At 37.4% G+C, this 13038-nt stretch carries 13 protein-coding genes; 4 read left to right on the plus strand and 9 right to left on the minus strand.

Features of this window, described 5'->3' with window-relative positions; all coding sequences use genetic code 11:
• Positions 1-20 precede the first annotated feature (20 nt).
• Positions 21-812, plus strand: a complete 792-nt coding sequence (locus AB1278_RS10935) for a class I SAM-dependent methyltransferase (RefSeq protein WP_202840747.1) — start codon at positions 21-23, stop codon at positions 810-812.
• A 93-nt stretch (positions 813-905) separates the two neighbouring features.
• On the opposite strand, the gene AB1278_RS10940 is transcribed toward AB1278_RS10935, so the two are convergent.
• The 3 genes from AB1278_RS10940 to AB1278_RS10950 form a co-directional block, all read right to left on the minus strand.
• Positions 906-1142: a YtxH domain-containing protein gene (locus tag AB1278_RS10940; RefSeq protein WP_110010931.1), complete on the minus strand. Its 237-nt coding sequence runs from the start codon at positions 1140-1142 to the stop codon at positions 906-908.
• 99 nt (positions 1143-1241) lie between these two features.
• Complete coding sequence (locus AB1278_RS10945) at positions 1242-2084, minus strand: isoaspartyl peptidase/L-asparaginase (protein ID WP_429814271.1); 843 nt, start codon at positions 2082-2084, stop codon at positions 1242-1244.
• Between the two features lie 347 nt (positions 2085-2431).
• Complete coding sequence (locus AB1278_RS10950; protein ID WP_002979057.1) at positions 2432-3319, minus strand: cyanophycinase; 888 nt, start codon at positions 3317-3319, stop codon at positions 2432-2434.
• Between the two features lie 201 nt (positions 3320-3520).
• Between AB1278_RS10950 and cphA the strand changes: the two genes are divergently transcribed.
• The 3 genes from cphA (at position 3521) to AB1278_RS10965 (ending at position 7163) form a co-directional block, all read left to right on the plus strand.
• Positions 3521-6151 (plus strand): cyanophycin synthetase, encoded by a 2631-nt coding sequence (gene cphA / locus AB1278_RS10955; RefSeq protein ID WP_429814274.1) that lies wholly within the window; start codon positions 3521-3523, stop codon positions 6149-6151.
• Between the two features lie 173 nt (positions 6152-6324).
• Positions 6325-6474 (plus strand): bacteriocin-like protein, encoded by a 150-nt coding sequence (locus tag AB1278_RS10960; RefSeq protein WP_181397966.1) that lies wholly within the window; start codon positions 6325-6327, stop codon positions 6472-6474.
• A gap of 269 nt (positions 6475-6743) precedes the next feature.
• On the plus strand, positions 6744-7163 hold the full coding sequence (locus AB1278_RS10965) for an N-acetylmuramoyl-L-alanine amidase (RefSeq protein WP_429814277.1): 420 nt from the start codon (positions 6744-6746) through the stop codon (positions 7161-7163).
• A gap of 188 nt (positions 7164-7351) precedes the next feature.
• Here AB1278_RS10965 and AB1278_RS10970 read toward each other — a convergent pair whose 3' ends face one another.
• The 6 genes from AB1278_RS10970 to AB1278_RS10995 form a co-directional block, all read right to left on the minus strand.
• Entirely contained in the window at positions 7352-7810 is a 459-nt protein-coding gene (locus AB1278_RS10970) for a hypothetical protein (RefSeq protein WP_110010307.1), read from the minus strand.
• Positions 7811-7833: 23 nt separating this feature from the next.
• Positions 7834-9012 carry a hypothetical protein gene (locus AB1278_RS10975; protein ID WP_343640520.1) on the minus strand — a complete coding sequence of 393 codons (1179 nt, stop codon included), beginning with the start codon at positions 9010-9012 and terminating at the stop codon, positions 7834-7836.
• Between the two features lie 227 nt (positions 9013-9239).
• Positions 9240-10073 (minus strand): type 1 glutamine amidotransferase, encoded by an 834-nt coding sequence (locus tag AB1278_RS10980; RefSeq protein WP_429814280.1) that lies wholly within the window; start codon positions 10071-10073, stop codon positions 9240-9242.
• A gap of 32 nt (positions 10074-10105) precedes the next feature.
• Complete coding sequence (locus AB1278_RS10985) at positions 10106-11227, minus strand: carboxylate-amine ligase (protein WP_202840733.1); 1122 nt, start codon at positions 11225-11227, stop codon at positions 10106-10108.
• A gap of 32 nt (positions 11228-11259) precedes the next feature.
• Positions 11260-12213 carry an ATP-grasp domain-containing protein gene (locus AB1278_RS10990; protein WP_429814282.1) on the minus strand — a complete coding sequence of 318 codons (954 nt, stop codon included), beginning with the start codon at positions 12211-12213 and terminating at the stop codon, positions 11260-11262.
• 53 nt (positions 12214-12266) lie between these two features.
• Complete coding sequence (locus tag AB1278_RS10995) at positions 12267-12980, minus strand: alpha/beta hydrolase-fold protein (RefSeq protein WP_120231385.1); 714 nt, start codon at positions 12978-12980, stop codon at positions 12267-12269.
• Positions 12981-13038 lie beyond the last annotated feature (58 nt).

A 13038-nucleotide genomic window follows, 5' to 3' on the forward strand; every position in this document is an offset into this window, starting at 1 on the left:
CCCATTTTTAGACTAAAGCAATGGAAAATTATTTAGAAATTAATAAAAAATCATGGAATGCAAAAGTAGAACCTCATCTGAAATCGGATTTTTACTTTGTAGATGAGTTCTTAAAAGGCAGAACTTCGCTGAACTCCATAGAGCTGGAGCTTCTTGGAGATATAAAAGGAAAAAGTATTCTGCATTTGCAGTGCCATTTCGGACAGGATTCTATTTCCCTGTCAAGAATGGGAGCAAAGGTGACCGGCATTGACCTTTCTGACAAAGCGATTGATACCGCCAGAGAACTTGCACAAAAATGCGGTACAGACACAGAATTTATCTGTTCAGATGTATATGAGCTGCCCAATGTTCTGGATCATAAGTTTGACATCGTTTATACAAGTTACGGTACCATTGGCTGGCTTCCTGATCTTGAGAAATGGGCGGAAATTATCAATCATTTTCTGAAGCCGGGAGGGCAGTTTATTATGGCAGAGTTTCATCCTGTTGTCTGGATGTTTGATGACGACTTTACAAAAGTTGCTTATAATTACTTCAATGAAAAACCGATTGTTGAAACCTATGAAGGCACTTATGCAGATCAGTCTGCACCTATTGTACAGGAGTATGTCATGTGGAACCACTCCTTAGCAGAAGTGCTTGACAATTTAATGAAAAAAGGGTTGAAGCTGGAGACTTTTCAGGAATTTGACTGGTCACCTTATCCGTGCTTCAGACATGTAGATGAATTTGAAAAAGGAAAATGGAGAATTCCACAGTTCGGAAATAAAATACCGTTGGTGTTCGCTTTGATTGCAGAGAAAATATAAGATTTATTTTAATCCTAATAAAAAGTCATCACAATTACTATTACGATGACTTTTTCCTATATATGAATGTTAAAAAAAACTGCTCTGTGTTGGTTAGCTCAGGGAGTCCTCAGCCTTTGTTTTTGCTTCGTCCACTTTATTCTGAACCTGGGAAGCAACATCATTGGCTTTGCTCTTAAGGTCATTTCCCCATTTGTTAAGATTATCTTTAGCTGTATTGATCTTATCTTTTACCGCTTGTTGATCTTCAGGGCTTGAATTCTTATATTTCCAGTAAGCTAATGCACCTAATCCTAGTAAAGCTAATAAGCCTTTTGTCTTGTTTCCCATGATTTCTATTTTTTTAAGTATTAATATTAAAATTTGTTGTTATCAATAATGTAAAATACGTGCCAAAAAAATAAATGGACTTATAAATAAATGTTAAATTTAGGAAAAGACTTCAAGTTTTTTACCATCAAAACTGGCGAAAACCATAGTAGGATACGAATCCTGATGATATATATTTCCCTCTTTATCAATGGCGATGGCGCCTGCAAACCCATCAATGGTTTTAAGCTCCTCAAATGTTTTATCGAAAGCCTGCTGAAGGCTCATTCCATCCGTAACTCTTGTTACAATTTTTGCAGCCGTAGCATTGCTGACAATATCTTCACCAACCCCGGTACAACTTACCGCACAGAAAGCATTGGCATAATTTCCGGCCACTGTGGCAGAATCTGAAATTCTTCCGGGAATCTCGAAACCTTTACCTCCGGTAGATGTGGCAACAGCCAGTTTTCCTTCATGATCAATTGCAACACAGCCTACAGTTCCTTTTCCTCCATTGGCTAGTTTAGCTTCATATTCTTTTCTTCTCTGGGGAATTTCTGTAGAAAAATTTTCAAAACCATTTTCCGTAGCATAAATTTTGGCACCATTTCCTCCTAATACTCTGTCATCTTCACCTATAAGATCTTTAGCAACAAAAATCGGGTTTTGTACATTCTCAATGTTAATTACGCCGCTTAGCTTCTGGGTATTTCCGTTCATAATGGCAGCACTCATACGAATAACACCATCACTCTGGATTTGAGAACCTGTTCCTGCATTGTATAACGGATCATCTTCCAGCAAGGAAACAGCATAAGCAACCGTATCAAAAGCCGAATGGGTCTTAAGATAATCGAATGCCTTTTGAGCAATTTGTTTTAATGACTCCTGTTTTGCTGTTTTTACTTCATGGCTTTGATCGCTTTCAGAGAAAAAACCGCCGTGGATAATTACTTTCATAAAATTATAGATGATGGTTGATAAATGATTTCTTTTACGAAGTTAATTAATAAAAGATAAAAGATAAAAGATAAAAGATAAAAGATAAAAGATAAAAGATAAAAGATAAAAGATAAAAGATAAAAGATAAAAGATAAAAGATAAAAGATAAAAGATGTTGTTGTTAAGCAACTATTATACATCTGGATATCAACATCAATAGAGGTGGGCTATAATTCTGAGCGGAGACGAAGAAAGCCCGCCTTATAATAAATATTTTAAATCCAATGGCTTTAGCCAACTTAAAATATGTATGCTAAATAAAAAAACGGAACCGAGGTTCCGTTTGTATAGCTGTATTTGTTGTTCTATTTATCCTGTGGAATAGGATTAAACTGCGAATTCTCAATCGTCAGCGTTTTTGTCGTAAGATCATAATGATCATTCATAGACATTACATGTACTGTTAAATTATCAATAGAAATCGGCTCTCCAAGGTTGATATTGGTAAGGTTGGTATCTTTGATAAACCTTCCGTCTACCAGAATAACAAGACCTGAACCTACAGCAGTCATTACATCATTATGAATGAAAAGTCCTGTATCTTCACCCAATCCGATTCCCAGCGTTCTAGGATTGTTCACTACCGCCTGGAAAAGGCGCCCGATTCTTCCCCGCTGTACAAAATGAGTGTCGATAATGACATTATCGATTAGCCCCAATCCCTGAGTGGTTTTGATTTCTCCTTTCAATAAAGCTTCAGAACTGCTTCCCTGATAGATCATATTTTCAGAAGCTGCTGCAGCACCTGCAGAAGTTCCGGAATAAATAAAATCCTGTTCCTGGTATTTTAATAAAACCGTATCATGAAATCTTGTTCCTCCAAGAATAGAGGTCAGTCTCAGCTGATCTCCTCCGGTGAACATCATTACATCGGCAGCGTTGGCTCTTGCGACCATTGCATCAGAATTGGCTTCCTCACGGTTGTGGATGTCCAGCACATTTACATTTTTAGCTCCAAGAAATTCGAATGCTTTTTTGTACTCGGAACCTACGATCTGAGGGATTTGAGAGGCAGTGGTAACAATTTCAATGACAGAATTTTCCTTTAGTTTTGATTCGTTGATGATCTTTCGCAGGATCCCACGCTCAAAAAAATTAAGATTCTTTTCTATATTCTGATCATAATCGGTTTCAGCAAAACTTCCTTTGTTTACAGCGCCTCCGATAACTATTAATTTTCCAACAGGTTTCATCATTGTGCAAAATTAAAAAATAATTCACATTCTCTGGCCAATTTCATGCCATCTTTAGTTGATTTTTAATGTTTTAGGAATGTTAATTAAAATTAATTTTTTTTTAATGAATCTTTAAATGTGGTATAGTTTCGTTTAGGGTTTTACATTATCTTTGGCTATGAAAGGAGTTATTGTTAACTGTTAAAATGCCAATAGACTATGAAAATCGAAAAGATTCAGGCACTAAGAGGTCCTAACATCTGGAGCATCAGAAGAAAGAAGCTGATACAGATGAGGTTGGATTTAGAAGAAATGGAGAATTATCCTACCAACAAAATTGAAGGATTCCGGGAAAGGATTGAAAAATTAATCCCATCATTGATGACGCACCGATGCTCGGAAGGAGTGGAGGGAGGTTTTTTCCATAGAGTGGAAACAGGAACCTGGATGGGACATGTCATTGAGCATATCGCTTTGGAAATACAAACCCTGGCAGGAATGGATGTGGGGTTTGGAAGAACCCGTGAAACAAAAACTCCGGGAGTATATAATGTAGTATTCAATTATATCGAAGAAAATGCAGGGATCTTTGCTGCAGAAGAATCTGTAAAAATTGCAGAAGCACTGATTGAAGGCAAAGATTATGATTTGAATGCTTGTATCCATAGATTAAAAGAAATCAGGGAACGCGTTCGTTTAGGACCTTCCACAGGAAGTATTGTAGAAGAAGCGGCATCCAGAAGAATCCCATGGATCAGACTGGGGACAAACTCATTGGTACAGCTTGGTTATGGCGTGAACCAGCAAAGATTTCAGGCTACCATTACCGGGAACACAAGTTCTATTGCTGTTGATATCGCGTGTAATAAAGAATTAACAAAGAGAATGCTTCATGATGCGGCTATTCCCGTACCGATTGGAGATTTGGTAACAGATGAAGAAGGTTTACATGCGGTAATCAGGAAAATTGGATATCCCATTGTTTTAAAACCTCTGGATGGAAACCATGGAAAAGGTTCTTCCATTAATGTGAACGATTGGGAAGCCGCCAGAACAGGCCTTGAACATGCTCAGAAATATTCAAGAAAAGTAATTGTTGAGAAATATATCACAGGCTACGACTTCCGTATACTGGTGATCAATAATAAAATGGTGGCTGCAGCCAGAAGAGTTCCAGCCCATGTTGTAGGCGATGGAGAACTGAACCTTCAGCAGCTTATTGAAAAAGAAAACAAAGACCCTAGAAGAGGCTATGGCCATGAAAATGTCCTTACCGAAATTGAAGTTGATAAAGACACTTTAGAATTACTTGATAAACTTCAATATACTTTGGAAACAATTCCTCAAAGAGGAGAAGTGGTTTATCTTAAATCAACGGCCAATCTTTCAACCGGAGGAACTTCCATTGATGTAACAGATATGGTGCATCCGGAAAATATCACAATGGCTGAAAGAATTTCTAAAATTATCGGATTGGATGTCTGCGGTATTGATGTGATGGCAGAGAACCTTACCCAGCCTTTAAAGGAAAGTGGCGGCGCCATTATTGAAGTCAATGCAGCACCTGGATTCAGAATGCATCTTGCTCCAAGTGAAGGACTGCCAAGAAACGTTGCTGCGCCAGTGGTTGACATGCTCTATCCTCAGGGAAAACCTTTTACCATTCCCATCATTGCAGTAACAGGAACCAATGGAAAAACAACAACGACAAGACTTATTTCCCATATTGTAAAAAGCAATGGGTACAGAGTAGGATTTACGACTTCGGACGGAATTTATATTCAAAATACCATGCTGTCAAAAGGAGATACTACAGGACCGCTTTCTGCAGAATTTATTCTGAAAGACCCTACCGTAGAATTTGCAGTGCTGGAAACCGCAAGAGGTGGCATTTTACGTTCGGGGCTTGGTTTTTCACAATGTGATATCGGGGTTCTGACCAATATTGAGGAAGATCACCTGGGAATGAACGATATTCACAGTTTAAAAGATCTTACCAAGGTAAAGCGTGTTGTATTGGATAGTGTCAAAAAAAGCGGCTGGAGTGTGTTGAATGCAGATAATGAATACTCCATGAAGATTGTGAGTGATCTCGATTCTAATGTGGCTATTTTCAGTATGGATGAAAACAATCCTCATATTGTAAAATTTGCTAAAGAAGGAAAGATAACCTGTGTATATGAAGAAGGTTTTGTAACCATCAAAAAAGGTGACTGGAAAATCAGAATAGGAAAAGCCAAAGACTTCCCGATTACGATGGAAGGAAAGGCCAGGTTTATGATTGAAAACGTATTGGCAGCCAGTTTGGCAAGTTATCTTTACGGATTCGGGATTGAGGATATTTCCAATTCTTTGAGAACCTTTATTCCAAGTGCCCAGCTGACACCGGGAAGACTGAATGTTTTTAAATTCAAAAACTTTAAAGTTCTGATCGACTTTGCCCATAATCCTTCAGGATACGAAGCCATTGAAGATTATCTGAAAAACGTAGAATCTACAAAGAAAATCGGTATTATATCCGGTGTCGGAGACCGAAGAGACAATGATATCAGAGAATGTGGAAAAATTGCCGGAAGAATGTTTGATTATATTATCATCCGAAATGAGAAACATCTTCGTGGAAGAACCGAAGATGAAATCAACGGATTGATTATCGATGGTATTAATTCTGCAGGAAGAGATGTCAGTTATGAGATCATTCCTAAAGAAATTGAAGCCTTAAAACATGCGATAGGAATGGCAGAAGAAGGAACATTTATCACAGCTTTAAGTGATGTGATTTCCAATGCTATTGATCTGGTTCAGGAATATCAGGCCAAGGAGCTTTTGGAAGACGATAAAAACATATAAATACACCCTTATAAAACTTATTACAATTGCAATACGAAATGGAAAACGTATTGCAATTTTTTTATCTATTGTTATTTTTTTGCTTACAGGAATCAATAACGATTATTTTTTTATGTTAAATCTCTTATTGGAGAATAATTTTTATATTTGATTTCTAAACTTAAATCAAAACCATGAAAAATTTAAAGAAAATCTCTAAAGAGAAATTAAGAAGTATCAACGGAAAAGGAGGATGCCCTCCAGGCTTTCATGATTGTCCGGTGCCATGGAATGAAAAGGTATGTATTCCCCATGACAATCAGATGGCATGTCCGGATTTATAAAAATTATCCCTCACTATGAGGGATTTTTTGTTACTGTATTTCAGGCTTTTTGAGTTTTCTTTTCACAATTATACTTTTTAATATAAAAGATCAATTCATAGAATATAACACAAGAATAAAAAAACAAACCTCCGAAGAAATGTCGGAGGTTTTTTTATTTTATAAACGTTTAAAAAGGTATTGATCACAACAATGTAAATAGGGTGTTTTTCCTTCACTATTTTGGGAGTTACAAGTTTAATTTTGTTCAAAATAATAAAATGAAATCCATGAGAACAATCAATTACATCGTTATACATTGTACAGCAACACAGCCAGATGTTACAATAGAGAGCATTAAAAGGTATTGGAAGGAAAACCTGAAATGGAAAAATCCTGGTTATCACTATATGATAAAAGCTGATGGAAAAATAGTTAACACGTTGCCCATTGATCAGGTATCCAATGGCGTTGCAGGGTGGAATTCTCAAATTATCAATATATCATACATTGGAGGCATTGATAAAAGCAACCATCCAAAAGACACAAGAACGGAAGACCAAAAAAAATCTATGGTAAAGCTGTTAAGAGAATTAAAATCAAAATTTCCTAAAGCTACAATTCAGGGACATAGAGATTTTCCAAATGTTCATAAAGCCTGCCCTAGTTTTGATGCTAAGAAAGAGTATTCTGGGTTATTAATAAGTTGAAGAATTAAAAGTCAATCATTACGGTTTCCTGTAGACTATGCCAACAACATATCCGTATATTTACAATGTTTGTAAAAAACACAGCGTACATGTCAATTTTTTTATCCTCCTTTGCTGGGGGATTTTTTATGATGGGAGAGGTCTTCGGGAATAAAAAATAAAACCTCCGAAATTTCGGAGGTTTGTTTCTATAAGTTTTCCCAGGTTGTTTTTATACTCTGCATTTTTTTAAGGTAAAAATACAAAGGAATAAGTTCTAATCTGAGGGTAAAGCTGATTGATGGATACATAAACGGGATAATGGCCATCATAATAAGGCAAACAGCAATCCCGATAATGGCATCAGCTATGGCAGCCTGCGGCGCCCATTTTTGTTCAAACCAAAGTCCACAGGCAACAATACCTTTGAACAGAAACAATAAGCAGATCAAAAGTCCTGTCATTGAATACGGATGATTGGCATTCATTCCGTATAATGATAAAGAGACATGAGTCATCAGAGAGCCTGCCAATAAAAAGATAGCAGCCAGTGCTCCTCCGATTAAAAAGATCCATAAGAAAATTTTAATCCAGACAGGTAATAGATCTCTTCTCCGTGTTAAAGTGTGGTTTTCAAATTCTGCAAAAGCGGTTGGCTTTTCTTCCATGTTGTATTAGTTTTATCAGTTTTTTATCCGAAAAAAGCATTCGAACTACCAATCCAGATGGCGTCTTTTTTATTGAAGTCTACATTCACCATGGCGGCTTTAGTCATTCTTCCCAGATTTTCCAATAGGATAGGGCGTTCGTCATTTTCCCGCCAAATATACAACAAACGCATCTCTGCTTTTGAAAAATCTCCGTTGATATCTTCAAAAATGGGTTCATAATAGACTTTTCTCTGCAAAATATAGTTTTCCTTATCCTGAATAGAGTCTGTAACTTCTTTTGTCGGATTCAGATTAACTCCGCTTCCGGCGAATGAAAATAAAGGTTTCAGTACAAAATCATCCAGATTTTCATTTTCCGGAAATTCATGCAGAAAATAACTTTTCGGAACAAACTGATGTTGTAATAAAGGCAAAAGGAATTTTGAAATTTTAAAGAACCAATTCGGATGAGTGATCCATTGGACATCCACTTCCTCCCGAAAATCAAATTCTGTAGTAAGATCAGGAATATTATCCAGTTCATCAAATATCACACGGTTGTAGATTCTTTTGATTTCGGTTAGCTTACCATTATTTTCATAATACAGTTTTCTACCCTGTTTTTTTACTTTCGTCAGACATACTGTTTTGATGCCTAGCAGTTTCTCGGTCAAAGCAAAATCAATAGCCGTTTTTTGTCTTTCCGGAAAGATTTCAAGCAGGATTACATTTTCAGGATGTTCATCACCTACAATCAGTTCCTTCAAATAGTTTTTAAAAGTTTCATGCGGCATAGGATTTCTGATCTCCGAAAGGAAAGGGTAGACTTCACAATACGTTTCCTCATATACTTTCTGAAAAGCATACAAAGAAGGAAATGCCTGAAGTTCTATCAGCTGAGGTTCTATTGCTCCGTCTTCACTTTTGCAGACTCCAAAATCTATGGTGAAAAAATGAGGTTGATGGGTATCATTGGGAACCCTGCAGTTTTCAGGAATGGCTTTTTGAAGGAGTTCTGCCGGCATTGCTTTAATCTGGCTGATGATACTTTCACTGGCGTCTATCAGTTTTTTCTCAAACTCTTTAGTCAGAAAAATAGGACTTTCTGAAACTCTGAAACCAGGTGCTGTTCCACCTTTTTCAGTCAGTATATTTTTGAGTTGATGGTATTTTTCATCTGAAAACTCCTGATTGAACTGTTTTCTGTATTCTGGGATCATATTTTTTTTCTTTTGTGATGGTAAAGAAACCGGACGTTTCTGCCCGATTTGATTTTACCACAAAAGGCACAAAAGTTTTTAGAATATAAAAGTTTACAATAGACTTTTATAAAATACCTATTTAATTGGGAAATCTTTGATTTTCAAGAAAGCTTATGTGTTCTTTTCAACAGCTTTTATGATTGTAATACCCAAATCCCTTTTGTGACTTTTGTGGTTTGTATTGATTAAGCCAAAGTTTCAGCTTTTTTCAAAATGTTTTTTTTTGCAAACTGAAGGAATCTCGGAAGAATCTGATGTCTGGTCAGAATGATTTTATCTTCATCGTCTATTCTGTCTATCGTTTCAAGATACTTTTCCATCCCGAAATTTTCGATCATGGCTTCCTTGTTCTTTTCATCCTTCAGGTTTTCGATCAGAGATTCAGGATTGGCTTCCGGGTGAAACTGTGTTCCGAATATCTCCTCCGAAAAACGAACGGCCATTACCGCTCTTTCCAGGTTGATATGAGGACGGAATTTTTCAATCGCCATGATGGTCATTCCCAATTCTTGGAAACGGTCGTGATCCGGTTCTATAAACTGGTAGGCCCTCGAATCTACCGCATAAAAAGGATCCTGAAGATTTTTGAATAAGAATTCTTCTTTACCTTCCTCTGTTTTATGAACAGGCATTACCCCGAAGGAATAAGACTTTCTTTTGCAGATATTCCCCAGATTCCAGTGGATACTTGCCAGCTGGAATGAATGGCAGATCAGGAAAAGGTACTTTTTATCTTCATGGTATTGATTATGCTCGAAAACAGCATCTAAAAAATTTGCAAAACGGTTTTCCCATGCAAAGCCTTCACGGTGTGGGTTTCCGGGGCCACCGGAAGAAATGAAAATATCAAAGTCTTCTATTTCAGGTATTTCATCTTTATATCTTACATCAAACGTTTTGATCACCACATTTTCTTCAGAGTTCTGCTGAAAAGTTTCGGAAATTTCTTTAATATTTCTAAAACCTTGATTCACATGATTGTTGTTCATGTCCAGCAGAGCAATTCGAATATCTTTCATTACATCATATTTTTTGCAAAGTTACCAAAATATTATGAAGCAGGTTCACCATGGGTGATGCCATACTCCGTTTCAGAGATCATATAATCAACTACTTTCGTCAGATCACCCGTTTCCTTGAAGATCTGAAGCTGCCGGTCTGCACCGGTTCCGTTTTCAAGGATTTTCCAGGCATATTCCACTTCCTGGCGGCATCCCAGATCATCTACCACATCATCAATAAACTCTAAAAGTTCTTTCAACAAATGAGGATAAGGAACAGATTCTTCTTTTCCAAAATCTATGAGATGGGCTTCAATACCACTTTTCGAGGCACGCCATTTATTTTCGTTCAGCAGTAATCTTCTATAGCTTCTGAAGCTGAGATTTTGCTGGTGCAGTTTATATATTTTGGCAACAAGACTTTGCATTATGGCAGCAAGACAAACGGTTTCGTCAATTCTTAACGGCATGTCACAGATTCTGAATTCGATAGTTGGATAAAACGGATGTACCCGTAAATCCCACCAGATTTTCTTGGCATTGTCGATGGTTCCTGTTTTTACAAGAAGATCCACATAACTGTCGAATTCTGCCAGAGAGTTGAAATAACTTGGAATCCCGGTTCTTGGGAATTTCACGAAAATTTCCTGTCTGTACGATTTAAAACCTGTATATCTTCCAATCCAGAAAGGTGAATTGGTAGAAAGGGCGTATACGTGAGGAAGGAAATATCTCATCACATTCTGAATTCTTACGCCTTCTTCACGATTAGGAATTCCAATATGAACATGCAGTCCGAAAATAAGATTTTCACGGGCTACATCTCCCATATCATCAACAATTTTAATGTATCTTTCTCCCTGAGTGATATTGTTTTCAGACCAGTGAGAGAATGGGTGAGTGCCACCTCCGGAAACACGAAGTCCCTGTTCATGGGCGATATTGATAAGATGACGCCTTAAATTCGTTAATTCAGCTCTGGCTTCCTGAATATTCTGGCAGATTCCCGTTTCCATTTCAATCATGGATTCGTGCATTTCGTGCTTTAAGTTTTCACTTAAAACCGCTTTGCCGCCTTCAATGATTTTTGAAACGTGAGAAACCAGATCTCTGCTTTCCACATCGATGATCTGATATTCTTCTTCAATCCCAATAGTAAACTGATGATGCATTTATTTTGTGTTTTTTAATTTCTTTTTCAATGTTATTTAATGGAATCCTTCACGAATGTTCCCCAGGCAATGTTAGGTTTCCCCGGAACATATTCTTTAGCTTTTTCAATAGCCAGTTTGGTAGCATGTTCTATGATCCATGCAAAGTTTTCTTCTCCTACAGAATTGCGGTCTGCATCAGGAGCCGGGTTGCAGAAATCAATCGCATAAGGAATACCGTCTCTTACAGCAAATTCCACGGTGTTGAAATCATATCCCAACGCTTGATTCATTTTAATCGTGTAATCATGAATGGTTTTCAATAGCTTTTCAAGCTCTTCACCTTGGGTCTGATGAGTGGTGGCATATCTTAAATGAGGCGCATTTCTCGGCTCATAAGGCATAATGTGGACATATTTTTGGCCCAGACAGTACACTCTGTAATAATCGTCAAAGATAATTTCTTCCTGTACCATCATCACCAGCTGCTCGGTTTTTCCCAGTTTGTTCCAAAGATCATCCGGGTTTTCCACTCTGTATACATTTTTCCAGCCGCCGCCATCATGAGGCTTCATATAGGCAGGAAACCCTACATAATTGAAGATATATTCCCAGTCATGAGGAAATTTCAGGTTTCTGAATGAAGTTTCTGAAGTATTGTCCGGTCTTTCGTGTGATGGAAGCAAAACCGTTTTAGGAAGTGGAATTCCCAGTTTTGACATCAGGGCATTGTTGAAAAACTTCTCATCAGCACTCCACCAGAATGGATTGTTGATGACATAAGTGCCGTTAAGGGCAGCATTTTTTAAATAAGCTCTGTAAAAGGGAACGTCCTGTGAAATTCTGTCGATGATCACTGCATAACCATAATCTGCACCCTGTTCCAGTTTATCAATAGTAACGGGTTCAGCGATGATATCGCCACCTCCCATTTCATTTACTTTTTCTATAAATGCCCAGGGAAACGTGTCTTCCATACCGAAAAGAATTCCTACTTTTTTTGTCATAATTTTTGTTTTTAAGGTGGGTATATTTTTTCTATTTGTCTTTTTTATTGTTTTTAAGAGAAAAATGCTCCTATGAAGGTAGGGAAGACCATTCTCCATAGCGGCCAGTCGTGGCCTATCCATTTTCTTTCATCGTACCAGAAATCTATGCCTTTTATCCTGAGGATTTCAGCCATTTCAACATTTTTATCCCTGCAGATATCCTGATCGGAAGTGCTCAGTACAATATGCATGTGTTTATATTTCCAGGCTTCATCATTTCTTACAAACTCTCTCGGACAGTTGAAGTATACCAGATCATCAGAGTAGCCATCCATAAAATTCCTTATACTGAAGGCGCCGGAAAGACAAAACAGATGAGAAACCAAATCCGGAAATCTGAAAGCAAAATTAGCGGCATGATAGCCCCCGAAACTTGCTCCTGCAACGGCAACGCGGTGGGTTTTATGAAGTTTTTGGATATAAGGCACGAATTCCTGGACCAGAAACTGTACATACCGTTCATAATTCCTTATTCTTTGCTGAGGCGAGATTTTTTCATCATAAAAACTCCAGCTGTCGATGGTCTGTACATTGTAAAGCTTTACTTTTCCCTGTTCTATAAACCAGTTGATACTTCCGTTAAGATGAAAATCATGATTCTGGGTATATTGTCCCTGGGAAGTTGGAAACATGATGATAGGATGGCCGTAATGCCCGGTCACTTCTACCTTGAGACTTGTTCCCAATATATTTGAATAATACTCTGTATGTTCTATGTGAGGCATTTTTCTTATTTGGTTTTATCTTTTCTAAATTACATTTTAGGAGGGAATCTTTGATCAG

This window comes from Chryseobacterium sp. NRRL B-14798, assembly GCF_050470705.1.
GTDB classification, from domain to species: domain Bacteria; phylum Bacteroidota; class Bacteroidia; order Flavobacteriales; family Weeksellaceae; genus Chryseobacterium; species Chryseobacterium cupriresistens.